Origin of the sequence: Streptomyces sp. NBC_00513, assembly GCF_041431415.1 — a bacterium.
Classification (GTDB): domain Bacteria; phylum Actinomycetota; class Actinomycetes; order Streptomycetales; family Streptomycetaceae; genus Streptomyces.
This window is the reverse complement of record NZ_CP107845.1, coordinates 7,144,748-7,168,672: the sequence shown is the minus strand read 5'-3', so window position 1 is coordinate 7,168,672 and position 23,925 is coordinate 7,144,748. Positions and strand designations below refer to the sequence as shown.

19 protein-coding genes are annotated in these 23,925 nt (G+C 71.9%); 15 read left to right on the top strand and 4 right to left on the bottom strand.

The window, feature by feature from the left end; genetic code table 11:
- Nucleotides 1-18 precede the first annotated feature (18 nt).
- Both OHA84_RS32255 and OHA84_RS32250 read left to right on the top strand, forming a co-directional pair.
- Entirely contained in the window at nt 19-1,425 is a 1,407-nt protein-coding gene (locus OHA84_RS32255; RefSeq protein ID WP_266952722.1) for a M1 family metallopeptidase, read from the top strand.
- Between the two features lie 138 nt (nt 1,426-1,563).
- Nucleotides 1,564-1,767 (top strand): cold-shock protein, encoded by a 204-nt coding sequence (locus OHA84_RS32250; protein WP_266952720.1) that lies wholly within the window; start codon nt 1,564-1,566, stop codon nt 1,765-1,767.
- Between the two features lie 94 nt (nt 1,768-1,861).
- Here the strand turns inward: OHA84_RS32250 and OHA84_RS32245 are convergent, their stop codons facing one another.
- The gene (locus tag OHA84_RS32245) at nt 1,862-3,397 is read right to left on the bottom strand and encodes an amino acid permease (RefSeq protein ID WP_266952718.1); all 1,536 of its coding nucleotides are present in this window, start codon (nt 3,395-3,397) and stop codon (nt 1,862-1,864) included.
- An 82-nt stretch (nt 3,398-3,479) separates the two neighbouring features.
- Complete coding sequence (locus tag OHA84_RS32240; protein WP_266968386.1) at nt 3,480-4,460, bottom strand: hypothetical protein; 981 nt, start codon at nt 4,458-4,460, stop codon at nt 3,480-3,482.
- Nucleotides 4,461-4,877: 417 nt separating this feature from the next.
- Here OHA84_RS32240 and OHA84_RS32235 point away from each other — a divergent pair, with 417 nt between their 5' ends.
- The 11 genes from OHA84_RS32235 (at nt 4,878) to OHA84_RS32185 (ending at nt 17,597) form a co-directional block, all read left to right on the top strand.
- A complete protein-coding gene (locus OHA84_RS32235; protein ID WP_266968388.1) occupies nt 4,878-6,317 on the top strand; it encodes an FGGY family carbohydrate kinase in 1,440 nt (479 codons plus the stop codon).
- A complete protein-coding gene (locus OHA84_RS32230) occupies nt 6,314-7,711 on the top strand; it encodes an FAD-dependent oxidoreductase (RefSeq protein ID WP_266968390.1) in 1,398 nt (465 codons plus the stop codon). Before OHA84_RS32235 ends, OHA84_RS32230 begins: the two co-directional genes overlap by 4 nt.
- On the top strand, nt 7,708-8,907 hold the full coding sequence (locus tag OHA84_RS32225) for an NAD(P)/FAD-dependent oxidoreductase (RefSeq protein WP_266968392.1): 1,200 nt from the start codon (nt 7,708-7,710) through the stop codon (nt 8,905-8,907). The genes OHA84_RS32230 and OHA84_RS32225 overlap by 4 nt, the downstream gene beginning before the upstream one ends.
- 187 nt (nt 8,908-9,094) lie before the next feature.
- On the top strand, nt 9,095-10,513 hold the full coding sequence (locus OHA84_RS32220) for a hypothetical protein (RefSeq protein ID WP_266968394.1): 1,419 nt from the start codon (nt 9,095-9,097) through the stop codon (nt 10,511-10,513).
- 277 nt (nt 10,514-10,790) lie between these two features.
- The gene (locus tag OHA84_RS32215; protein WP_266968396.1) at nt 10,791-12,611 is read left to right on the top strand and encodes a glycoside hydrolase family 15 protein; all 1,821 of its coding nucleotides are present in this window, start codon (nt 10,791-10,793) and stop codon (nt 12,609-12,611) included.
- A 1-nt stretch (nt 12,612) separates the two neighbouring features.
- On the top strand, nt 12,613-13,575 hold the full coding sequence (locus tag OHA84_RS32210) for a cyclase family protein (RefSeq protein ID WP_266968398.1): 963 nt from the start codon (nt 12,613-12,615) through the stop codon (nt 13,573-13,575).
- A 52-nt stretch (nt 13,576-13,627) separates the two neighbouring features.
- Nucleotides 13,628-15,208, top strand: a complete 1,581-nt coding sequence (locus OHA84_RS32205) for a GMC oxidoreductase (RefSeq protein ID WP_266952702.1) — start codon at nt 13,628-13,630, stop codon at nt 15,206-15,208.
- A gap of 51 nt (nt 15,209-15,259) precedes the next feature.
- Nucleotides 15,260-15,769: a gluconokinase gene (locus tag OHA84_RS32200; protein WP_266973870.1), complete on the top strand. Its 510-nt coding sequence runs from the start codon at nt 15,260-15,262 to the stop codon at nt 15,767-15,769.
- 89 nt (nt 15,770-15,858) lie between these two features.
- A complete protein-coding gene (locus tag OHA84_RS32195; protein WP_266968401.1) occupies nt 15,859-16,593 on the top strand; it encodes a GAP family protein in 735 nt (244 codons plus the stop codon).
- A gap of 200 nt (nt 16,594-16,793) precedes the next feature.
- The gene (locus OHA84_RS32190; protein WP_266952700.1) at nt 16,794-17,267 is read left to right on the top strand and encodes a DUF6325 family protein; all 474 of its coding nucleotides are present in this window, start codon (nt 16,794-16,796) and stop codon (nt 17,265-17,267) included.
- A 42-nt stretch (nt 17,268-17,309) separates the two neighbouring features.
- Nucleotides 17,310-17,597 carry an SHOCT domain-containing protein gene (locus OHA84_RS32185; RefSeq protein ID WP_266952698.1) on the top strand — a complete coding sequence of 96 codons (288 nt, stop codon included), beginning with the start codon at nt 17,310-17,312 and terminating at the stop codon, nt 17,595-17,597.
- A 30-nt stretch (nt 17,598-17,627) separates the two neighbouring features.
- On the opposite strand, the gene OHA84_RS32180 is transcribed toward OHA84_RS32185, so the two are convergent.
- Entirely contained in the window at nt 17,628-18,908 is a 1,281-nt protein-coding gene (locus OHA84_RS32180; RefSeq protein ID WP_266968402.1) for a ClC family H(+)/Cl(-) exchange transporter, read from the bottom strand.
- 284 nt (nt 18,909-19,192) lie between these two features.
- Between OHA84_RS32180 and OHA84_RS32175 the strand changes: the two genes are divergently transcribed.
- Nucleotides 19,193-20,875, top strand: coding sequence for a BCCT family transporter (locus OHA84_RS32175; RefSeq protein WP_266968403.1), 1,683 nt, complete (start codon nt 19,193-19,195; stop codon nt 20,873-20,875).
- A 119-nt stretch (nt 20,876-20,994) separates the two neighbouring features.
- Here OHA84_RS32175 and lpdA read toward each other — a convergent pair whose 3' ends face one another.
- Nucleotides 20,995-22,398, bottom strand: a complete 1,404-nt coding sequence (gene lpdA, locus OHA84_RS32170) for a dihydrolipoyl dehydrogenase (RefSeq protein WP_266952692.1) — start codon at nt 22,396-22,398, stop codon at nt 20,995-20,997.
- 249 nt (nt 22,399-22,647) lie between these two features.
- Between lpdA and OHA84_RS32165 the strand changes: the two genes are divergently transcribed.
- Nucleotides 22,648-23,916, top strand: coding sequence for a YhgE/Pip domain-containing protein (locus tag OHA84_RS32165; protein WP_266968404.1), 1,269 nt, complete (start codon nt 22,648-22,650; stop codon nt 23,914-23,916).
- The last annotated feature ends 9 nt before the right edge of the window (nt 23,917-23,925 follow it).

The window sequence follows — 23,925 nt, the reverse complement described above, 5'->3', positions numbered from 1 at the left end:
CACAGCGCAGGGAGCGGTATGAGCGGCCAGAGAACAGCGGCATCGGACCCGTACTTTCCGGCCAACGGCGACCCCCGTTACCGTGTGCACCGCTACGAACTCGCTCTGGAGTACCGCCCCGGCCCCAACCGGCTGGCGGGGACGGCCCGGCTCAGCGCCATCGCGGGGCGGGCACCGCTCGCCGAGTTCCACCTGAACCTGGCCGATTTCCGGATAGGCCGGGTCCTGGTGAACGGCCGGGCGCCGCATTTCACCCACCGCGGCGGAAAGCTGCGGGTCCGGCCGGCCAAGCCGCTCGCCGCCGGCGCCGCCTTCACGGTGGAGGTGCACTGGGCGGGCAATCCCAAGCCGGTGCGCAGCCCGTGGGGCGGCATCGGCTGGGAGGAGCTGACGGACGGCGCGCTGGTGGCCAGCCAGCCGGTCGGCGCCCCCTCCTGGTATCCGTGCAACGACAGGCCGGCGGACAAGGCCTCGTACCAGATCTCGGTGAACACCCCGTCCGCCTACACGGTGGTGGCCGGCGGCCGGTTGCTCACCCGCACGACGAAGGCCAGCACCACCACCTGGGTGTACGAACAGTCCGCGCCGACCTCCAGCTATCTGGTGGGCCTGGCCATCGGGGCGTACCAGACGGTGTTGCTCGGCGATCCGGGGCTCGGCGGGGTGCCGCAGACCGCCCACGTACCGGCCCACCTGCTGCCGCGCTTCTCCCGGGACTTCGCCCGGCAGCCCGCCATGATGCGGTTGTTCGAGGACCTGTTCGGCCCCTATCCGTTCGGCGAGTACGCGGTCGTGGTGGTCGACGAGGAACTGGACGTGCCGGTGGAGGCCCAGGGGTTGTCGCTCTTCGGCGCCAATCACGTGGACGGCGCGCGCGGTTCGGAACGGCTCGTCGCCCACGAGCTCGCTCACCAGTGGTTCGGCAACAGCGTCAGCATCGCCGACTGGCGGCACATCTGGCTGAACGAGGGCTTCGCGAAGTACGCGGAATGGCTGTGGTCGGAGCACTCCGGTGGCCGCACCGCGCACGCGCTGGCCCTCGGCGCGCACCGGCTCCTGTCCTCGCAGCCGCAGGACCTGACGCCGGCGGATCCCGGTCGCAAGCTGATGTTCGACGACCGGCTGTACCAGCGCGGGGGTCTCGCCGTGCACGCGGTGCGCTGCGCCCTGGGCGACGGCGCGTTCTTCCGGATGTTGCGTGACTGGGCCGCGGCGCACCGGAACGGCGTGGTGACCACCGCGGGCTTCATCGGCCACGTGGCCCGCTACGCGGCCGAACCGGTCGACGACCTGTTCGCGACCTGGCTGTACGACCCGGCGCTCCCGCCGCTGCCCTCGCCGCCGCTGCGGCCGCCGGTACCGGCGCGACCCGGCTACCCGCCCGCGAACGGCGAGCCCGCCCGCAGGGGTCGCGACTCCGTCTGAGAAGCCCGCCGATCGAACGCTGCCCGCCTGGCGTACGCGGGCGCGGATCGGGGTAGTCCTGCTGGCGAAGCCGGCGGCGCCGCGCTTCGGGGCCGTCCCGACCGGGCCGGTTCCCCGTGTGGACGAAGGATGTTCAGCATGGCCAGTGGCACCGTGAAGTGGTTCAACTCGGAGAAGGGCTTCGGCTTCATCGCCCAGGAGGGTGGCGGTCCGGACGTGTTCGCCCACTACTCCAACATCGCGGGCTCGGGCTACCGGGAGCTCACCGAGGGGCAGGCCGTCACGTTCGACGTGACCCAGGGGCAGAAGGGGCCGCAGGCCGAGAACATCGTGGTCGCCTGAACGCAACGCACGGAACCCGAAGCGAGGCTTCACCCCCGCCCGCCTCGGCCGGCCACCCTGCGGTGGCCGGCCGAGGCGGCGTCGCGTGGTGTGCTCAGACGATGTCCTCGGCGATCTCGGCCTGCTCCCGGGCGTTCCCGTACGCCGACGGGGTGCCGTAGGAGCGTCGGGCGACGTACCACCACACGCTGGCGAGCACCAACACCACGGCCAGGGCGATCACCGCGTAGTTCATCGAGTCGATGGTGACCGGGGACTTCTGCGGCAGGCAGAACAGCACGGTGACGACGGCCACCCAGACGACGGCGATCCAGCCGATCGGCTTGCTCCAGCGGCCGAGGCTCCACGGGCCGGGTTCGAACCGGTCGCCGGCGCGGAGCCGCAGGTAGATCGGGATGGCGTAGGCCGGGGTGATGCCGATGACGTTGATGGCGGTCACGGCGCCGTACGCGGTGGCGGAGTAGAGGGACGGCAGGGCGAGCACTCCCGCGACGACGACCGACAGCCACACCGCCGGGACGGGCGTCTGGGTACGGCTGCTGACCTTGCGCCACAGCGCGGAGCCGGGCAGGGCGTTGTCCCGGCTGAACGCGAAGACCATCCGGCTCGCGGCGGCGACCTCGGCGTTGCCGCAGAAGAGCTGCGCGACGATGACGACGAGCAGCAGGGCGGTCGCGCCGCCGGAGCCGAGGGCGTCCAGGAGGATCTGGGCCGGCGGGACGCCGGTGGCGCTGTTCTGGACGGCCGCGTAGTCCTGGATGGCGAAGGTGAGGCCCGCGAGCAGGGCGAATCCGGCGATCCAGGAGACCCAGATGGCCCGGACGATGCCCTTGGCGGCGGAGACGGAGGCGTTCGAGGTCTCCTCGGACAGGTGCGCGGAGGCGTCGTAGCCGGAGAAGGTGTACTGGGCGAGGAGCAGGCCGACGGCCGCCACGTAGAACGGGTTGGCCCAGCCGGTGTCGTTGACGAACTCGGTGAACACGAACGAGGCCGACTGGTGGTGGTCGGGGACGAGGGCCAGGGCGCCGACGATCACGGCGACACCGGCCAGGTGCCACCAGACGCTGATGGAGTTGAGCACGCTGACGAGGCGGACGCCGAAGAGGTTGAGCGTGGCGTGCAGCAGCAGGATGCACAGGAAGATCAGGAACGTGGAGCCGGCGGTGGGCACGAAGCCGAACTGGAGGTTGAGGAAGGCGCCGGTGAACAGGGCGGCGCCGTAGTCGATCCCGGCGATGGCGCCGAGCAGGCCCAGCAGGTTCAGCCAGCCCGTGTACCAGCCCCAGCGGCGTCCGCCGAGCCGGTCGGCCATGTAGTACAGCGCCCCCGACGTCGGGTAGGCGCTGGTCACCTCGGCCAGGGCGAGGCCCACGCAGAGCACGAAGAGGCCGACACCGACCCAGCCCCACAGCATGACGGACGGTCCGCCGGTGCCCAGGCCGAAGCCGTACAGGGTCATGCAGCCCGAGAGGACGGATATGACCGAGAAGCTGATGGCGAAGTTGCCGAAGCCTCCCATGCGGCGGGCGAGCACCGGCTGGTAGCCGAGTTCTCTGAGTCGCTCCTCCTCGTCCTGTCGGGGTGGGGCTGCCTTGGGGTCCTGGCGGGATTCCCATGCGGTTCGGGACATGGCGGTACCTCCGGGGGTGGTGGAGCAGGGGGACGGTGGGGCGGCGCGGGGGTGGTGTCGCGGGAGCGGTCCGCGGGGTGGTTCAGTCCCGGCCGGCCAGGCTGCGGGCCCTGGCCTGGAGGAACACCTCCTCGGCGGCTGCCGGGTCGGCCGGGTCGCGGGTCCGGTCCGCCCACGGCAGGGCGGTCCAGTACCGGCCGATCGCGTCGAAGACCCGGGACGCGTCGTCGAACCGGAGGGCTCCCCACAGGGCGTGGGCCAGGTGGTTCAGATCGAGTGGGGAGGCGTACGTCGGGTCGGTGTGGCGGAACCAGACGTCGAGGGCGTGTCCGGCTTCGCGGGCGGCGTCCTCGGCGACCCAATGCAGGTCGAGGGCCTTGTCCTGGCCGCCCTCGCGTCGGTAGCGCTCGACCCGCACATAGAGCGGCAGCACATGGACGGCGGACCCGGGCGGAGCGGACCCGGCCGCCCAGTGGACGAAGTCGGCCGCGTCGGAGAGGGGGCGCGGCGTGCGCGCGTACACGAACTGGAGCATCCGGTGGTACGCCTCGCGGTTGTACGGGTCCCGCCGGTCCGCCTCCGCGAGGATGCCCCAGGGCCCGGGGGGCAGCATCGGGCCGGGAGGCGGGAGCCGGTGCTCGTCCATCTGGTGGTGCTCGTCGAGGAGGGCGAGCGCGAGCAGGCAGATCCAGGGCACGGGGTCGGCGGGGCTGAGGCCGGCGGTGGCGTTGCAGGCCTGCCAGGCCTCTTCCCACAGCTCGTGGGTGCGGGGGTGTCCGGCACGGTGGGCGCGTACGGCGCGTTCGACGGTGACCCGGGTGTGCATCACGGTCGCCGCGAGGCTCCGCGGCTGCTCGGTGCGCCACGCCTGGACGACATCGGTTCCGGCGGCGACGGCGGCGAGGACCTGGGTGCGCTGGGTCCACAGTCCCCAGCCGGCCGTCCGTTCGAGCAACCGCTCCATCGACACCCAGCGACCGGTGCGCAGGTCCTGAACGGCGAGCCGCAGTTCGTTGTCGTGGCCGGCGGGATGGTAGACGGGCCGGAGGTCTCCGCCCGCCATCACCTCGTCCCGGTCGACGGGATACGGGATCGCGGGCCACGTGCGGTGGTCGTGTTCATCAGTCCTCGGGTCGCGTGGAGGGTGGGTCCAGTCGGCGCTCGACCGGTCACACCGCGGCCGCGTCGGCGCACGTGAGGTGCGAACCGCGTGCCGAACCGTGCGCCCGATCACCGCCGTTGACCCACGGTCGGCATCCTTCCCGTTGATCGGCGATCACTATAGAACGAGTGAGCGCATCCGCATCCGAAAACTCGATCGACCGCAAGTATCAAGTCATGGAACGCATATGACTTTGCGTCAGGCATGCGCATCACCTCGTCGGTCGATCTTGACGGGGTGACGTCCGCTGGTGAAGGCTTCCGACCGACGATCAAGCGACCGGAGATCAGACGTGTGGACCCCAGGAGCGGAGCGGTGATGACGGGCCCGGTGCTCGCGGTCGACCAAGGCACATCGGGAACCAAGGCACTCGTCATCTGCCCGGTACGCGGGGTCATCGGCACGGGTTCCGCACCCGTGCGCCCCCGATACCTGCCGGGCGGCCGGGTGGAGGTCGCCCCCTTCGAGCTGCTGAACTCGGTGGTCGAGGCCGGGCGCGCCGCGCTGGCCTCGGCCGGTGAGCCCGTGGTGGCGGTGGGGCTGGCCAACCAGGGCGAGACCGTACTCGCCTGGGATCCGGCGAGCGGTGAGCCGCTGACCGACGCGATCGTCTGGCAGGACCGGCGCGCCGAACCTCTCTGCACCGAACTCGCGCCGCACGCGGCGTGGTTGCGGGAGACGACGGGACTGCCGCTGGACCCGTATTTCGCCGCACCCAAGATGGCCTGGATACGCCGTCATCTGACCCGCGAGGGCGTCGTGACGACCAGCGACGTGTGGCTGGTCCACCGCCTCACCGGTGCGTTCGTCACCGATGCGGCGACCGCGGGCCGTACCCAACTGCTGGACCTGGAGACCGTCCACTGGTCGGACGCGGCACTCGGCGCCTTCGACCTCTCGGACGAACGAATGCCGGAGATCGTCGACGCGGACACCCGCGTCGGCACCACCACAGCCTTCGGGCCCGAGGTGCCGTTGACGGGGCTGCTCGTGGACCAGCAGGCGGCGCTGCTCGGCCAGCGCGTCACCGAACCCGGCGCCGCCAAGTGCACGTACGGAACAGGTGCGTTCCTGCTCGCGCAGACCGGCCCGCTGCCCCGTCGCAGTGCCTCCGGGCTGGTCGGCTGTGTCGCCTGGCGGATCTCCGGACGCACCGACTACTGCCTGGACGGACAGGTGTACACGGCCGCGTCCGCCGTGCGCTGGCTGACCGATCTCGGGGTGATATCGGGCGCCGAGGACATCGACGGCGTGGGCGGCGGCGTCGCGGACTCCGGGGGCGTCACCTTCGTGCCCGCGCTCGCCGGGCTCGCCGCCCCGTGGTGGCGCGGCGACCTGCGGGGCTCGGTCACCGGCCTCGGCCTCGACACCACGGCCGGGCACCTGGTGCGCGCCCTGTGCGACGGCATCGCCGCGCAGGTGGCGGAGCTCGCGGACGCGGTCGCCGAAGATCTGGGCGCGCCGCTCACGTCCCTGCGCGTCGACGGCGGGCTGACCCGTTCGGCGCTGCTCATGCAGGCCCAGGCCGATCTGCTCCGGATCCCCGTCGAGGTCTCGGCGTTGCCCGACGTGACGGCGCTCGGCGTCGGCGCGGTCGCCCGGATCGGTCTCGACCCGTCGCTCACCGTCCACGAGGCCGTCCCGGAGTGGAAACCGGCCGCCGTCTACGAGCCGAGGGTCGATGCGGGGCAGGCAGCGGAACGCCGCGCACGGTTTCGGACGGCGGTGTCGGCGCTGCTCGGCGACGGCCCGGCATGAGCGTCACCACGGCGGGCGCCCTGCCGGGCGGGGCGTACGACGTGACGGTCGTCGGCGCGGGCGTGGTGGGTGCGGCCATCGCCCGCGAACTGGCCCGACTCCCCTTGCGCGTCGCCCTGGTCGAGGCGTCCGACGACGTCGGTGACGGCACGTCCAAGGCCAACACCGCTATCCTGCACACCGGTTTCGACGCGGTGCCCGGCTCCCTCGAAGCCCGGCTGGTCCGGGAGGGCCGGCGGCTGCTCACCTCGTACGCCGCCGAGAGCGGCATCCCCGTCGAACCGCTCGGGGCCCTCCTCGTCGCCTGGGACGAGGAGCAGCGGGCCGCGCTGCCGGGCCTCGCCGACAAGGCCGTACGCAACGGCTACCGCGCGGCCCGGATCGTCCCGGCCGAAGAGGTGCGGGCCCGCGAACCCCGGCTCGGACCCGGAGTGACGGGGGCGCTCGACGTGCCGGGCGAGTCCGTGATCTGCCCCTGGACGACCACACTCGCGTACGCGACGCAGGCCGTCCGCGCGGGCGTGGACCTGCACCTCGGCTGCCGTGTCGAGTCGGTGGTCTCGGGGGACCCCCACATCCTGGCCACGACACGGGGGGCGCTGCGCACCCGTCACCTGGTCAACGCGGCGGGCCTGTACGCGGACGAGATCGACCGGCTGCTGGGTCACGCGGACTTCACGGTGACGCCCCGGCGGGGCCAGCTGATCGTCTTCGACGAACTCGCCCGCGACCTGGTCCGGCACATCCTGCTGCCGGTGCCGGGCGCCCTCGGCAAGGGAGTGCTGGTGTCGCCGACGGTGTACGGGAACGTGATGCTCGGGCCGACCGCCGAGGACCTGGACGACAAGACGGCCACCGGTTCGACCGCCGAGGGACACGCGCTGCTGCGCGAGCGGGGCCGGCGGATCCTGCCGGCGCTCCTGGAGGAGGAGGTCACCGCCGTGTACGCCGGACTGCGGACCGCCACCGAGCACGACGACTACGCGATCAGGGCCCATCCCGCGCAGCGGTACGTCACCGTGGGCGGGATCCGCTCGACGGGCCTGACCGCCTCGATGGCCATCGCCGCCCACGTCGTGGAGCTGCTGGCCGACGGCGGTCTGCCCGTGACCGGCGCGCGGGAGCCGGAGCCGGTACGCATGCCGAACCTGGGCGAGGCGTTCCCCCGACCGTACCGCGACGCGCGGATGATCGAGTCGGACCCGGAGTACGGCAGGATCGTCTGTCACTGCGAGCGCGTGACCCGCGGCGAGATCCGCGACGCGTTCGCGTCGACGATCCCGCCCGCATCGCCGGACGGACTACGCAGGCGCACCCGCGCCCGGGGCGGCCGCTGTCAGGGCTTCCACTGCGGCGCCGCCGTCCGCGCCCTGTTCGAGGAGACCCGGCGGTGAACCGCACGGTCGACGTCCTGATCGTCGGGGCCGGCCCCGCCGGGTTGGCCCTGGCCGCCCGCCTCGCCGCCGCCGGCGCCGGGCGGGTCGAGGTGCTGGAGCGCGAGCGGGAGGCCGGCGGGGCGCCCCGCCACTACCACCACGGCCTCGGATGGGACACCGCCCGGCCGCTCCGATCGCTGCTCCACGGTCCCGCGTACGCACGGAAGTTGACGGACACGGCCGTGGACGCCGGGGCCGACGTCCGTACCGGTGTCAGCGCCACCGGCTGGGCGGGACCCCTGACGTTGGAGGCCACGAGTCCGGCGGGTCTGGAGCGGATCACGGCCCGGACCGTGATCCTCGCGACGGGAGCCCGTGAGCGCCCCCGCAGCGCCCGCCTGGTCCCGGGGTCCCGTCCGGCGGGCGTCTTCACCACCGGCGAGTTGCAGCAGTGGGTCCACCTCCACGGCGGGTCGGTCGGCCGGCGGGCCGTGGTGGTGGGCGCCGAGCCGGTGGCCCGGCACGCGGTCCGAACCCTCCGGCACGCGGGTGCGGACGTGGTGGCGATGGTCACCGAACGGCCGCGCGCCCGCGCCCTCCCGGGGGTTCCGCTGCTCACGGGCACGACCGTGGCCGAACTGCGCGGCAGGGGAAGCCTGTCGGGTGTGGCCGTCAGCCACCGGGACGGCCGGTCGGGGGTCCTCGCCTGTGACACGGTGGTGTTCACCGGCGACTGGATCCCCGACCACGAACTGGCCCGCCGCGGCGGCGTCCCCCTGGACGGGGGTACCCGCGGCCCCTGCGTGGACGCCTCCTTCCGCACGCGGACACCGGGTGTCTTCGCGGTCGGCAACGCGCTGCGCGGCGTCGAGCGCGCCGCCACGGCCGCCTCGGAGGGCGCCGCCGCCGCGCCATCGGTCCTGGCGCATCTCGCGGGGGCGCCCTGGCCGGACCCGGGCCCCCTCCTGGTGGTACGGGCCCCGCTGGTGTGGGTGACACCGAACCGCGTCACGGGCGTCGCCGGACGCCCGTTGCTGTTGCGGTCCGGGGAGCCCCTGACCTGCCCGGTGGTGACGGTCGAACAGGACGGGCGCCGACTGTGGCGCCGCCGAATCCCGCGCCCGGTGTCACCGTCCCGGTCGCTGCGGCTGCCGGCGGGGTGGACGGCCCGGGTCGACCGGTCGGGCGGACCCGTCGTGGTGTCGGTCGCCTGACACGTCGGGCGCGGTGTCGGCCGCGTGCGAGGACACCTGCCCGGATGCGGACCCGGGGCGGAGCGGCGCGGGCCCCCGGTCGCGCGGTGGCCGGTTAACGCCCTCGCGGTGAATCCGCCTGGCATGATCGACCCTCACGTTACTTCCCAGTAGCGCAACCTCCCCCCAACCAGAAGGCCTTACGTACGTGCGCATGCTCGCCAGACGCCTCCTCCTCCCCGGCCTCACCACGCTGGCACTCGCCGCGACCGGTTGTGCCTCGACCACGCACACCGGCGCCACCGCCGAAACCGCGGCCCCCACCCCCATCGCGTCCGAAGCCGACGGTTCTCGGCAACTCGACGTCGCCGCGGCCCCGGTGGACTCCCCCACCCCGACGGCCGTCGCCCGGGCGGGCACCGGTGGTGGGAAGGGCGCCCCGAAGGCGTCGTCGCTGAAGGTCGCCTCCTACGACCGGAAGACCGGACGGGCCGTCATATCCCGTCCCCCGCAGCCGATCAAGCCATCGCCGGGCAGCTCGGCGAGCAGCTCGCCGGCACCCGACAAGCCCGTCGCCGTGGGCGACGTCATCGCCAGCGCACCCGCGCCGGGAGCCCCCGACGGACTCCTCGCGAAGGTCACCGAGGTCGGCGCGAAGACCCCTCTGGGCACCGAGGTCGAGACGACCTCCACGACATTGTCCTCCGTCCTCGACGACGACAAGGCGGACGGCAAGGTCCCGGTCGACCCGGCGGCGGTCACGGTCGAACCCCTGATGAAGGGGGTCACGCTCTCCTGGGCCAAGAGCCAGGGGGTCCGGTTCGGCCCCGAGGGCGCGAAGCTGCCCCTGGGCAACCTGCGGCTCGACGTGAACGCCCCCGTCGAGACCGCCCCCGGCGCCCCCGTGTCCGCCGGTGCCTCGGTCTCCGGATTCGTCCAGCTCGCCCCCACGGTGGAGTTCTCGTACGACGGCTCGGGCGGCTCGGGCCCCCGATCCGCCTTCCTCGGCATGAGCGGTGACTGGTCCTCCCAGTGGCGCCTCAAGGGCCACGCCGCCGCGAGCACCGGGGCCCCCAAGCGCATCCCGTTCGCCAAACTGCACGGTGCCCCGGTCATCCAGGTGGGCCCGGTACCGGTGGTCGTCACCCTGGACCTGACCTGCTACATCCAGGTGGAAGCCGACGGACGCGTCACCCTCGACGTCCGGCAGGACGTCAAGGGCGACTTCCGTGTCGGTGGCAGCTACGCGCTGGGCAAGGGCTGGAATCCGGTCAGCGCCTCGCATGTCCAGAGCACGCCGGTCAAGGCCGAGGTCACCGCCAACGGGCGCGTCAAGGGCGCGCTCGGCGCCGAGGCCGCGGTCGGCCTGTACGGAGCCGTGGGCGTGTCCGCGGACTTCGCCCCCTACCTGCGCGGCGAGGCCGACGTCAAGGCGTCCGCCTCCACCGACGGGAAGGCTTCCGTGAGCGGTGCGTGGGCCCTCTACGGCGGCTTCGACCTCAGCGGGCAACTCCAGCTGAAACTGTCCCTGTTCGGCACGCCCGCCTTCGAACGCCGCATCCCGCTGGGCGCCCTGAACCGCGAGTGGCCCCTCACGAGCGGCCGGATCGGCCACCAGGCTTCCTGATCACCGCGTTGGTCGCACTCGGCGGGTCGTGAAGACGACGAAGGCCTCCGGTGGGGTGGGAGCTGTCCGGGAACCCACCCCACGGAGGTCTTCGTGTCCCGCCGGGACACCTGTGCCGAGCGGGCCACGGCCCTGAGATCGATGCTCGGGCAGACCACCACCCGGTACGGACGGGCCCGCGCGCCCCCGCCCGGGCGCCCTCCGACGGCGCAACAGGCACATCGGCCGCTTCTGGAAGATAGTGAGATCAGGGGATCTCCTTCGTCTGGGGACGCACATGGACCGATACCCGCCCATCGCCGAGCACGGGCTCATAGGCGACCTGCAAACGGCCGCGCTGATCACGTCACGGGGCGTCGTGGACTGGTTCGCGGCGCCGCGCTTCGACTCGCCCAGCATCTTCGCCTCGCTGCTCGATCACGACCGGGGTGGATACTTCCGGCTCGCGTCCAGCGATTCCCAGGCCGCGTGCAAGCAGCTCTACTACCCGGACACCGCTCTCCTGGTCACCCGGTTCATGTCGCCCGACGGGGTCGGCGAGGTCATCGACTGGATGATCCCGAACACCGGCCTCTCCCCCGCGGACCGGCACACCCTGATCCGGACCGCGCGCACGGTGCGGGGAACCGTCAGCTTCGAGCTGGAGTGCCGCCCGCGCTTCGACTACGCCCGCGCCGCCCACGAACTCGACGTGGCGCCGGGGATCTCCACTTTCCGGGCGCCCGGTGTGACCGCGTTCCTGCAAAGCACCTTCCCCCTGGAGCGGGACGGTGACGATCTGCGCGGGTCGGTCACGCTGAACGTGGGGGAGACCGCGGCGGCCGTCGTCACGGTCTGCGGCACCGGCGCCGAGGCGCCTCCCCCACTCAGCGTCGACGGAATCACCCAGGAGCTCTGGGACTCGGCGGACTTCTGGCAGAAGTGGGTGCGCGGCTCCAACTACCGCGGGCGCTGGCCCGACATGGTGAACCGTTCCGCGATCACCCTGAAGCTGCTCACCTACGCTCCCAGTGGCGCCCCGGTCGCCGCGGCCACGATGGGCCTGCCCGAACAGGTCGGCGGCGAACGGAACTGGGACTACCGCTACACCTGGGTGCGCGACGGTTCGCTGTCCGTCCGGGCGTTGCTCGACCTCGGCTTCGTCGAGGAGGCAAACGCCTTCGTGCACTGGCTCGGTGACCGCCTGCGCGATACGGAGGGCAAGCCGGGCGAACCCCTGCAGATCATGTACCGGGTCGACGGGGAACCCCTGCTCACGGAGGAGATCCTCGGGCATCTGGAGGGCTACCGCGGCTCGGCTCCGGTGCGGCTCGGCAACGCGGCCTCGGACCAGTTGCAACTGGACATCTACGGCGAGGTGCTCTACGCCCTGTCGGCGGGGCACGAGGTCGCCGCCCAGGCCGGCTACCGCGGCTGGAAGGTGCTCTCCCGCACCCTGGACTGGCTGGCCGACTCCTGGGACCGCCCCGACGAGGGCATCTGGGAGACGCGCGGCGGCCGCAAGGACTTCACGTACAGCCGGGTCATGTGCTGGGCCGCCTTCGACCGCGGTCTGAAGCTGGCGACCGAGTTCAGCCGGCCCGGCGACACCGAGCGCTGGCGGACCGCCCGCGACGCCGTCATCGAGCAGGTGATGGAACGCGGCTGGAGCGAAGCCGCCGGAGCCTACGTGCAGCACTACGGCGGGGAGGACGTCCTGGACGCCTCTCTGCTCCTGATGCCCCGGGTGGGCTTCGTGAGCCCCCGGGATCCGTCGTGGCTGTCCACCCTGGACGCCATGGACCGCACGCTGGTGTCCGACAGTCTCGTCTACCGGTACGACCCGGCGGCGTCCCCGGACGGACTGCGCGGCTCCGAGGGCACGTTCAGCCTCTGCACCTTCCTGTACGTGGACGCGCTCGCCCGGGCGGGGCGACTGCGTCCGGCCCGGTACACGTTCGAGAAGATGCACACCTACGCCAACCACGTCGGTCTCTTCGCCGAGGAGGTGGGTCCCAGCGGCGAGCAACTCGGCAACTTCCCGCAGGCCTTCACCCACCTGTCGCTCATCACGGCGGCCTGCACGCTCGACGAAGCCCTCGACCGGCAACGCGACTGACGTGGCCGGCGAAGCGGTGCCCGAGGAGCCCCGGTCGCGGCCGGAAGCCCCACCGCGCCAGAGCCCCGCCGCCTTCGAGGCGCTCTACCGGCGCCTTAGGGACCGGGCGACGAGCGACGTCAGGGGCGCGGTGGCCACCATCACGCCCGAGCACGTCAAGGCGGCGGCGAACGAGATCCGGACCGGCCGGACGGTGACGCTCGCGGCGCCGATCGAGACCCGGACCTCTCCCGACAATCCGGAACCCGCCGCACACAGACTGACCGGCCCGTCCCGCAACGAGGTCCACGCCCACGGACTCCACTTCGCCCTCGACCACTTCGAGATGAACGTGCACGGCAACGCCGACAGCCACCTCGACGCCCTCTGCCACGTCGTCTACGACGGGACCCTGCACGGTGGCGTCGACGCGGCCACGCTCACCCCGGAGGGCGCGGTGGCCCTGTCGGTGGACTCGGTCAGGAACGGCATCGTGGGCCGAGGGGTCCTCCTCGACATCCCCCGACTGCGCGGGGTGCCGTGGCTGGAACCCGGTGACCACGTCACCGCCGACGACCTGTCGGCCGCCGAACGGAGCCAACGGGTCGAGGTCGGCGAAGGGGACCTGTTGTTCGTCCGGGTCGGCCACCGGCTCAGACGCACCGAACTCGGCCCGTGGGACGCCGCGAGCTCGCGCGCGGGACTGCACCCGACGGCGATGGAGTTCCTCGCCGATCGCCACGTCGCCCTTCTGGGCGGTGACGGCAACAACGACACGGCGCCGAGCAGCACGGACGGCGTGGACTTCCCGGTGCACGTCCTGGGCGTGCACGCCCTCGGGTTGTACCTCCTGGACTACCTCCGGTTCGAGGACCTGGTGCCCCTCTGCGAGGAGGCGGGCCGCTGGTCGTTCTTCTGCGTGGTCGCGCCGTTGCGCCTGCCCCGGGCCACCGGCTCGCCGGTCAACCCCATCGCCGTCCTCTGACCGCCGCTCCGAAGGCGGGCAACCCCACACCCTCGACAGCAAGGTGGCCACCATGGCCGACAACCAGCGATACGACGTCATCGTCATCGGCACCGGAGCCGGCGGCGGCACCATCGCCCACCGCCTCGCCCCGAGCGGGAAGCGCATCCTGATCCTGGAGCGCGGCGGATACCTTCCCAGGGAACGCGACAACTGGGAGTCCACCGCGGTCTTCGTCAGGGGCAAGTACCGGGCGCCCGAGTTCTGGTACGACAAACACGGTGACCGGTTCCCGCCCGAGGTCAACTACTACGTCGGCGGGAACACCAAGTTCTACGGCGCCGCGCTGTTCCGGCTGCGCCCCGAGGACTTCGGCGTGCTGCGCCACCACGGCGGGCTCTCCCCCGCCTGGCCGATCGGCTACGAGGACCTGGAGCCCTACTACACCGAGGCGGAACACCTCTACCTCGTGCACGGCCGGCACGGCGAGGACCCGAGCGAGGGGCCCGTCAGCGCCCAGTACGCCTACCCGCCGGTGGAGCACGAGCCGCGGATCCAGCAGCTCAGCGAGGACCTCACGGCGCACGGTCTGCATCCCTTCCACCTGCCGATCGGCGTGAACCTCATCCAGGACGAGCGGGGCCGCGCCACCCACGAGAGCGTGTGCATCCGCTGCGACCGGGTGGACGGCTTCCCCTGCCTCCTCGGCGGCAAGGCGGACGCGCAGGTGATCTGTGTCGACCCCGCCCTGCGGCACGACAACGTGGAGATGGTCACCGGCGCCGACGTCCGCAGGCTGGAGACCGACGCCGCCGGCGGCACGGTCACCGCTGTCGTCGCGCGGCTGGAGGACGGTTCGGAGGCGCGCTTCAGCGCCGACATCGTGGTGGTGGCCTGCGGCGCGGTGAACTCCGCGGTGCTGCTGCTGCGTTCGGCCAACGAGCGGCACCCCGGCGGCCTGGCCAACAGTTCGGACACGGTCGGCCGCCACTACATGCGGCACAACAACCTGGCGCTGATGGCCGTTTCGAAGGAACCGAACGACACCCGCTTCCAGAAGACCCTCGCGCTGAACGACTGGTACCTGGGCTCCGACGACTGGGACTTCCCGCTCGGCGGCATCCAGATGTTGGGCAAGTCCGACTCGGACCAGATCAAGGGCGAGGCGCCCCACTGGGCCGGACTGCTCTCGCCCGACATGCCGTTCGAGGTGATGGCCCACCACGCGGTGGACTTCTGGCTGTGCGGCGAGGACCTGCCCCAGCCGGAGAACCGCGTCACGCTCGACGCCAACGGCGACGTCCATCTGGCCCTCGACGAGAAGAACAACATCGAGGGGCTGGAGCGGCTGCGGCACAAGCTGCGGAAGATGCTCGACGCGCTCGGCATGCACCCGCACCATCTGCTCCCCCACAGCCTCTACCTGCACAAGGGAATGCCCATCGGCGCCACCGCCCACCAGGCCGGCACCGTGCGTTTCGGCACCGACCCGCGAACCTCGGCGCTCGACGTCGACTGCAAGGCCCACGACCTCGACAACCTCTACGTCGTGGACACCAGCTTCTTCCCGAGCATCGGCGCGGTGAACCCGTCCCTGACCGCCATCGCGAACGCGATGCGCGTCGGTGACGTCATCGCCGAGCGCCTGGGTTGAGGCGCGGTGGCCCCGGTCGCGGCCCGTACGGCGCCGACCGTCGTCGTGGTCATGGGCGTCTCCGGCTCGGGCAAGAGCACGCTGGGGCGGCTCCTCGCGGGGCGGCTCCACGTGCCCTTCGCGGAGGGTGACGGCTTCCACCCGGCCGCGAACATCGCCAGGATGGCCGCCGGGCACCCGCTCGACGACGCGGACCGCGAACCGTGGCTGACGAGCCTCGCCGAGTACGTCCGCGAGACCACCCGGGCCGGGCAGAGCGTCGTGATGTCGTGCTCGGCGCTCAAACGGAAGTACCGGGATCGCCTCCGGTCCGCCGGTCCGGGCGTCTGGTTCCTGTACCTGGAGCTGGACAGGGAGGTCGCACGGGCCCGCGTCGCCCGTCGGGCGGGCCACTTCATGCCGGTCGCGCTCCTGGAGTCGCAGTACGAGGCCCTGGAACCCCTGGGTGCCGACGAACCCGGGCTCACCGTCCACGCGGCCACGGCCGCCGACGCGGTCCTCGCCCGGGCGCAGGCGGCGATCACGCGTTTCGAGGCCCGGGGCGTGGCGAAGGACGGATAGCGTCCGGGACGGCCAGGCCAACCGGGCCAAAAGGTGTCGCCGAACCGTCCCGTGTGTAGCGTCGTATGTGGTCCCACTCTGGGGGCGTCATGGTCCTCGACCTCATGCTCATCGGGCTCGCCATCGCTCTCGACCCGCTGCCCATCATGGCGTTCGTGCTGGTGGTGACATCGGCGAGAGGCGCGCGGAAGGGGCTCGTCTTCATCCTGGCCTGGCTCGCCTGTCTGGGCGCGGTGATCGCCATCGTGCTCGCGGTGACCGGCGGCCAGCCCCCCGCGCCCCGTTCCCCGCCCGGTGTGGCGGCGCTGGCGGTCAAGTTGGCCATCGGTCTCGGGCTCGTCGTCTACGGCCTCCGCCGCCGCCGCATGATGCGGCGGGCGCGCGCGGACGCGGCGGGCCGCGAGGACGCGGGAACCACGTCCGGCGGCGCGGGCGGTACGGGCGCCCTCCGCGGCCTCGACGAGGCCGGCGAGCCCTCCACGGCCACCGCCTCGGCCATGGAGTCGCCGTCGATGTGGGGCTCGGCGGCCTTGGCGGTTCTGCTCCAGCCGTGGGGTCTGGTCGCCGCGGGGGCGGTGACCGTGCTGGAGGCGAACACCTCGCATCCGGCCACCTTCGTGGCCCTGTTCGGCTTCTGCCTCCTTGCCAGTGCGGGCCTGCTGGCCGCCGAGTTGTACATCGTGTTCTCGCCCGAGGTCGCCCAGGTACGGCTGCACCGGCTGCGCGCGTGGTTGCTGCGCCACAAGGAACAGGCGATCGTGGTCGGCTCACTGGTGCTGGGCCTGTGGCTGACCGCGCAGAACATCTACCTGTTGACCGGTTGACGACCCGGTCCCGCTCTCGCGGGGCGGCGCGACGACCCGCCGAACCGGCGACCGGGCGGAAGCCGGACATGCGGCGGCACCGGGGCGGTGTTGGAATGGCAGTAGATGACGTCCGCCCCTGCCTCATGCGCGCCGGACCCCACGGCCCGCGCCCACGGCCGTCGGAACGTCCTCCCACACCCAGCCAGACGGGAGCAACCATGAGCAACGAGGTCGAGGAACGAACCGGAGGCGGATCCATCGAGGACATGGGACCGGTGGACTATCTCGTGATCGAGTTCCCGGGAAACCGCATGACGGGTGAGGGGTTTCCCCTGCTCGTCGATCTCGTGGATCGCGGCGTGATCCGCATCCTCGACCTCGTCTTCGTCCGCAAGGACGCCGACGGTTCGGTGATGGCGGTGGAGCTCCGTGACCTCGGCGACGAGGTGGACCTCTCGGTCTTCGAAGGGGCGTCCTCCGGTCTGCTGGACCAGGGCGACATCGACGACGCCGGCGTCGCCCTGGAACCGGGCAACTCGGCGGGGATCATCGTGTACGAGAACACCTGGGCGGCGCCCTTCGCCCGCGCCATGCGGCGTGCCGGCGCACAGCTCGTGGCGGCCGGGCGGATCCCCGTCCAGTCGCTGCTCGCGACGCTGGACGCCATGGAGGACCCGACCGACGGACGGTGAGGGCGGCCTCGGCCGGCTCCGCCCAGCTTGGAGATGAGCATCATGGCCCGACTTCTTCGCGGCATCGCCCGTACCGCCGTCGTCGCCGGAACGGCGACCGCGGTGTCCAACCGTGTGTCCCGGCGGCAATCCGGCCGATGGGCGGATCAGGAAGCCCAGGCGCAGGCGGAACCCGCCCCCCAGGCGGCTCCGGTCGCGGCTCCGGTCGCGGCACCCGGCGACGAGATGAGCAGCAAGATCGATCAGCTGAAGGAGCTCGGCACCCTCAAGGAGCAGGGGCTGCTGACCGATGAGGAGTTCGCCGAGCAGAAGCGGCGGATCCTCGGCTGACCCCGACGGCGTACGGACGGTGTGGCGCGCTCAGCCGGGCCACACCGTCCGCAGGCGCAGGCTGTCGTAGATCGGGGTGCTGCCCATCCGGTCGGCGGTCAGGGTGGCGGCGAAGCAGGCGGTCATCAGGGGAATCAGCAGCGAGGTCGCGCCCGTCATCTCGACGACGAGGACGATGCCGGTGACGGGCGCGCGCACGACCGAGGCGAAGAGCGCGGCCATCCCGACGATCGCGAACGGCACCGCGCCGGCGGCGCCGCCCGGGACGAGGGGCTGCGCGAGGGCGTGTACGAGGACGCCCCACAGGGCTCCCACGGCCAGCAGGGGCGCGAAGAGCCCGCCCGGTGTGCGGGCCGCGTAGCTGAGCGGGCCGGCCAGGAACCGCACCGCGAGGTATCCGACGAGCACGGGAACCACCGGGATGTCGCCGCCCAGCAGGCGCCCGCTCAGCCGGTCCCCGCCGCCGGCCAGCTCGGGGTCGATGCCGAGCAGGAGGCCCACGACGGCGCCGATGGCGGCCGCTCGCGCGACCGGTCCGACGCGGGTGACGTGATCGCAGAGGTCCAGGAGCCCGATGATCAGTCGGTTGTAGGCCGCCCCCAGGACACCCGTGGCCGCGCCGAACAGCAGGAAGGCGGGCAGGAGCGCGAGCGGCGGGACGGGCAGCTCGGGGACCCGGAAGTCGAGCCGGTCGCCCACCACCAGGTGGGAGCATCCGACGGCGGTGGCGGTGCCGATGAGCGTGACGAGCACCAGGCGGGCCCTGACCGTCCTGGTCACTTCCTCACAGACGAACAGGACTCCGCCCAGGGGCGCGGTGAAGGCGACCGCGAGGCCGGCGCCCGCGAGCGAGGTGTGCAGGAGCCTGATGTCGCTCTCGTCCATCCGCGTGCGGCGCCCCGCCTCCGCCCCGATGGCGGCGCCCATGTGCACGGTCGGTCCTTCCCGGCCCAGTACCAGACCCGAACCGATGGCGATCAGGCCGCCGAAGAACTTGGCCGGCAGCAGCCACGGCGGCCGGGGGGAGCGTTCACCCCGCCAGACGGCCTCGACGTCCTGGATGCCGCTGCCGGCCGACAGGGGGACCCGCAGGGCGATGGCGCAGGCCACGGCGGCGCCGGTGGCCGTGAGGACGGCCGGCACGAGCGGGCCGAGAGCGCCCAGCTGCTCCGAGGCCTCGACCAGCGATCCGCGCAGTTCCGCCGCCCGCGCGAGGCACCAGCGGAAGCCTCCGCCGACCAGTCCGACGAGGCAGCCCGCGACCGCCGCGACGAGGTGGACGCCCATCCGGCCGCGGGACGCACGGGGCATGCACTGACCTCCACCGAGCCATGGCCCGCGTCCGTCGGATCCGTCGCGTCCGTCGCGTCCGTCAGAGACTGGCCCGAGGGCCGCATGCCGTCTCGGACCTCGCCACGACCGCGCCGAAACCGTCCCCGACCGGGCGAACGGACGGGCGTCGTTCCCCTGCGCGGCGCGAGGCACGCGACATCGACGACCGGGGGCCATCAGGACACCGATTCACGGGCGAAAGCGTGATAAGCCATCATCTCCACCCATGTGGCTTTTTCGGCCCTTCGCGAAGGGGGAATTCGTTGTCGAACGATCCACCGACCGGCCCTCGTTCCCGAACAGACAAGGTGGTCTTCGGCGTCACGGCCGTGCTGACCCTGGCCTTCGTGCTGTGGGGCGCCCTGGCCACGGATTCGCTGGAGAGCGTGTCGAGCAGCCTGTTGAAGGGGCTCATCCACAACGGCGGCTGGGCCTTCATGCTCGCGGCCACGGGCTTCGTCGTCTTCGCCCTCTGGCTGGCCATCAGCCGTTACGGCCGGATCCGCCTCGGCCGGGAGAGCGAGGCTCCGGAGTTCCGCACCGTTTCGTGGGTCGCGATGATGTTCAGCGCCGGCATGGGCATCGGCCTCATGTTCTACGGCGTGAGCGAACCGCTGGCGCACTACGGGACGCCCCCGCCCGGCACCCACCCCGCCGATTCCGCCGAGCGGATGCAGACGGCGATGGCCACCACGCTCTTCCACTGGACGCTCCACCCGTGGGCGATCTACGCGGTCGTCGGACTCGCCATCGCGTACAGCACCTTCCGGCGCGGCCGGCGCCAGACGATCAGCGCGGTGTTCGAGCCGCTCATCGGCTCCCGGCACGCGCACGGCGCGGCGGGCCGTGTCATCGACATCATCGCGATCTTCGCCACCCTCTTCGGCTCGGCGGCCTCCCTGGGCCTGGGCGCCCTGCAGATCGGCAGCGGTTTCCGCGAACTCGGCTGGATGAGCACCGTCAGCACCGCGCTCCTGGTCGCCATCATCGCCGTGCTGACCGTCGCGTTCGTGGCGTCCGCGGTCTCCGGCGTGGAGCGTGGCATCCAGTGGCTGTCGAACATCAACATGGTGCTCGCCCTCGTCCTCGCGACCTTCGTGTTCATCGCCGGACCCACCATCATCGTGCTCGACCTGCTCCCCACGTCCCTCGGCGCGTACCTCGGTGACCTGCCCCAGTTGATCGGCCGCACGGAGGCGACCGGCGGTGGCGACGTCGCCGGTTGGCTGGGCAGTTGGACCGTCTTCTACTGGGCGTGGTGGATCTCCTGGACGCCGTTCGTCGGCATGTTCATCGCCCGCATCAGCCGCGGCCGCACGATCCGTCAGTTCATCGGCGGCGTCATCCTGGTACCGAGCACGGTCAGCCTGCTGTGGTTCGCCGTGTTCGGCGGCACGGCGATGAAGCTCCAGGAGAGCGGCAGGCTCGGCAAGGAGACCACGCCGGAGGGGCAGCTCTTCGGGCTGCTGCAACAGTTCCCCGTTCCCACCCTGATGAGCCTGTTGGTGATGGTCCTCGTCGGCATCTTCTTCGTCTCCGGCGCCGACGCCGCGTCCATCGTGATGGGCACGCTCTCGCAGAAGGGCACCTTCGAACCGGCCCGACTGGTGGTCGTCTTCTGGGGCGTGGTCACCGGGGCCGTCGCCGCCATCATGCTGCTCATCGGCAACGGCGAGGGCGACGCGCTCGCCGGGCTGCAGAACCTGACGATCCTCGTGGCGGCGCCGTTCACCGTGGTCATGATCGGCATGTGCGTGGCCCTCATGCGCGATCTGCGCCGGGACCCGCTGATCGTCCGGGGGGAGAGGGGCAAGGAGGCCGTGGCCCAGGCCGTGGTCGCCGGCCACGAGGAGTACGACGGCGACTTCGAGATCCGCATCGGTCCGGGCACCGGCCCGCCGGCCACCGGGCCCCGGCCGCCGTCCCCGCTCGACGAGGAGCCGTAACGGCGGGACGGCGGGACGGGTGGGCCCGGCCGCCGGGCATGGCAGGGCCCGGCCGCCGGGCACGCGTGAGGCCGTTCCGGGGCGCGGGACCCCCGCGCCCCGGAACGGCCTCCCCCGACTCAGAAGTTGATCATGTGTCCGGCGAGCCCGTGGACGGCTTCCTTGACCGCCTCGCCCAGCGTCGGGTGGGCGTGCACGTTGCGGGCGACCTCGTGCACGGTCAGGTCCCACTGCTGGGCCAGGGTCAGTTCCGGCAGCAGTTCGGTGACGTCGGGCCCGATCAGGTGGGCACCGATGATCTCCCCGTGAGTGGCGTCGCTGATCAGCTTGACGAAGCCGACCGGGTCGCCCAGGCCGTGCGCCTTGCCGTTGGCGGTGAAGGGGAACTTGGCGACCTTGACGTCGAAGCCCTTCTCCTTCGCCTGGGCCTCGGTCCAGCCGAAGCTGGCGATCTGCGGCTGGCAGTAGGTGGCCCGCGGGATCATCGGGTAGTCGAGTTCCATCGTCTCGGCGTCGGCGATGGTCTCGGCGGCGATGACGCCCATGGCCTCGGCGGTGTGGGCCAGCATGAGCTTGGCCGTGACGTCCCCGATGGCGTAGATGTTCGGGACGGAGGTGCGGCAGCGGCCGTCGACCTCGATCGCCCCGCGCTCGGTGACGCGTACGCCGGTGGCTTCGAGGCCGTAGCCGGTGACGTTCGGCGCGAAGCCGATCGCCTGGAGCACCTTGTCGGCCTCCAGCACCTTCGGGGCGCCGTCCTTGCCGGTGACGTGCACGCGGACCCGCGGGCCGGACTCGTCGATGGATTCGACCCTGGTCGAGGTCAGCACGTCGATCCCGAGCTTGCGGTACTGCTTGGCGAGTTCGGCGGAGACGTCCGCGTCCTCCAGCGGTGCGATCCGGTCGAGGAACTCGACGATGGTGACCTTCACACCGTAGTTGTGGAGGACGTAGGCGAACTCGATCCCGATGGCGCCGGCGCCGGCGATCACGACGGACTCCGGGACCTCCTCGGCCAGGATCTGCTCCTCGTACGTCACGACGCGCTCGCTGCGTCGGGTTCCGGGCAGCAGCCTCGGGGTGGCGCCGGTCGCGATGACGCACTGGTCGAAGGAGACCTCACGGGTACTGCCGTCCGGTTGGGCGACCCGGAGGGTGTTCGCGTCGAGGAAGGTGCCCCGTCCGTCGATCTCGGTGATCCCGTTCTTCTTCATCAGGTAGTGGACGCCCTTGACCCGGCCGTCCGCGACCCGGCGGCTGCGGTTGAACGCCTCCGCGTAGTCGAAGGTGACCTTGCCCTCCACCTTGATGCCGAAGGTCTTGGCCTCGTGGGTGAAGAGGTGGGCGAGTTCGGCGTTGCGCAGCAGCGCCTTGGTCGGGATGCATCCGACGTTCAGACAGACACCGCCCCAGTACTTCTCCTCCACGACCGCGACCCGCCGTCCCAGTTGGGCGGCGCGGATCGCGGCCACGTAACCGCCGGGTCCCGCGCCGAGTACCACGACGTCGAAGCGCTCGTCCATGTGCGTTCCTCTTCTGTCGGACCAAGTGTCAGGGCCTGTGCCGGGACACATCCGTCGACCCTAGGCCGTGCCGGTCGGCGGCGGGGGCCGGGGGCCGGTACTGCAACGGGGGGAGGAACGCGAGGCGTGCACCGGCGGGCACCCGTGCGGGCCGCATCCTGGCCTCTCGTACGGTCGGCACGGCGTCCCCCGGTCGGCCGTCCCACCCCGCTGCGCGGTCCCCGCACCGCCCGGAACCCACGGAGAACCATGGCCGAGCCCGCCGCCCCTCAGGCCACCGCCGCGACGCTGGTGCGCCGCCCCCGGTTGTGGCTGGTGCCCACGGTCCTGACGGGGCTGCTCGCCCTGCTGCTGTCCCTGCTGTACATGGGCGGGATCGTCAACCCCAACTGGGACCTGCACGACCTGCCGATCGCCCTGGTCAACGACGACACCGGCAAGCCGCCGGCCGGGCAGAAGGAGAACCTGGGCGCGCAGGTCACGACGGCCATCGCCGCCGACACCGGTGGTGGCAAGGCCGATTGGCGCACGCTCACCCGCGCCCAGGCCCAGGACCAGCTCGACTCCGGCAAGGTGTACGGCGCGTTGGTCGTCCCGGCCGGATTCACGAACACCGTCACCGCCCTCACCACGTCACGGGCCACCGAACAGCCGACGATCACCGTGCTCACCAACCCGGGCAAGGGAAGCCTCGGTTCCTCCCTCGCCAGTCAGATCACGACGAAAGCGGCGCACCAGGCGTCCCGGAGCCTCGGCCGGCAGCTCACCGCCTCGGCCGGCACGCGGTCGAGCCCCACCGTGAGGCTGCTGCTCGCCGACCCGGTCAACGTCGTCACCCAAGTCGGCCACCCCATCGGCACCCACAGCGGTCTGGGCCTCACGGCGTTCTACTACACCCTGCTGCTCGTGCTGGCCGGGTTCATGGGCGGCAACGTCATCAGCAACGGCGTCGACACCGCCCTCGGCTACGCGGACAACGAGATCGGCCCCTGGCACACCCGCCGCCCCACCGTGCCGATCAACCGGACGCAGACGCTCCTGCTGAAGATGACGATGACCGCGGGCATCACGCTCCTCAGCTCCTCGCTGGTCCTCTTCGCCTGCGTGGTCGTCCTCGGCATGGACGCGTCCCACGTGCCCCTGCTGTGGATCTTCTCCTTCTGCGCGGCCCTCGCCGTCGGCCTCGGCGTACAGGCGATCAACGCCGCGTTCGGCGGGATCGGCCAATTGGTGTCGATGTTCGTGTTCATCGTGCTGGGCCTGCCCTCGTCGGGCGCCACGGTGCCGCTCCAGGCGGTGCCCGGCTTCTACCGCTTCCTGTCGCACTTCGAACCCATGCGGCAGCTCAGCGACGGGGTGCGGGCCATCCTCTACTTCGACGCCCGGGGCGACGCCGGGCTGACCCGCTCCTGGATCATGATCGCGGTCGGCGTGACCCTCGCCCTGCTCTTCGGTTTCGCCATGACCGGGTACTACGACCGCAAGGGGCTCAAGCGCCTCACCCCGCAGCCCGCCTGACCCCCCTCA

What these genes read in the sequence shown, in the direction of transcription:
- OHA84_RS32255 (WP_266952722.1), top strand. Translation starts at nt 19, where the DNA reads ATGAGCGGCCAGAGAACAGCGGCATCGGACCCGTACTTTCCGGCCAAC.
- OHA84_RS32250 (WP_266952720.1), top strand. Translation starts at nt 1,564, where the DNA reads ATGGCCAGTGGCACCGTGAAGTGGTTCAACTCGGAGAAGGGCTTCGGC.
- OHA84_RS32245 (WP_266952718.1), bottom strand. Translation starts at nt 3,397, where the DNA reads ATGTCCCGAACCGCATGGGAATCCCGCCAGGACCCCAAGGCAGCCCCA.
- OHA84_RS32240 (WP_266968386.1), bottom strand. Translation starts at nt 4,460, where the DNA reads ATGGCGGGCGGAGACCTCCGGCCCGTCTACCATCCCGCCGGCCACGAC.
- OHA84_RS32235 (WP_266968388.1), top strand. Translation starts at nt 4,878, where the DNA reads ATGACGGGCCCGGTGCTCGCGGTCGACCAAGGCACATCGGGAACCAAG.
- OHA84_RS32230 (WP_266968390.1), top strand. Translation starts at nt 6,314, where the DNA reads ATGAGCGTCACCACGGCGGGCGCCCTGCCGGGCGGGGCGTACGACGTG.
- OHA84_RS32215 (WP_266968396.1), top strand. Translation starts at nt 10,791, where the DNA reads ATGGACCGATACCCGCCCATCGCCGAGCACGGGCTCATAGGCGACCTG.
- OHA84_RS32205 (WP_266952702.1), top strand. Translation starts at nt 13,628, where the DNA reads ATGGCCGACAACCAGCGATACGACGTCATCGTCATCGGCACCGGAGCC.
- OHA84_RS32200 (WP_266973870.1), top strand. Translation starts at nt 15,260, where the DNA reads ATGGGCGTCTCCGGCTCGGGCAAGAGCACGCTGGGGCGGCTCCTCGCG.
- OHA84_RS32195 (WP_266968401.1), top strand. Translation starts at nt 15,859, where the DNA reads ATGGTCCTCGACCTCATGCTCATCGGGCTCGCCATCGCTCTCGACCCG.
- OHA84_RS32190 (WP_266952700.1), top strand. Translation starts at nt 16,794, where the DNA reads ATGAGCAACGAGGTCGAGGAACGAACCGGAGGCGGATCCATCGAGGAC.
- OHA84_RS32185 (WP_266952698.1), top strand. Translation starts at nt 17,310, where the DNA reads ATGGCCCGACTTCTTCGCGGCATCGCCCGTACCGCCGTCGTCGCCGGA.
- OHA84_RS32180 (WP_266968402.1), bottom strand. Translation starts at nt 18,908, where the DNA reads ATGCCCCGTGCGTCCCGCGGCCGGATGGGCGTCCACCTCGTCGCGGCG.
- lpdA (WP_266952692.1), bottom strand. Translation starts at nt 22,398, where the DNA reads ATGGACGAGCGCTTCGACGTCGTGGTACTCGGCGCGGGACCCGGCGGT.
- OHA84_RS32165 (WP_266968404.1), top strand. Translation starts at nt 22,648, where the DNA reads ATGGCCGAGCCCGCCGCCCCTCAGGCCACCGCCGCGACGCTGGTGCGC.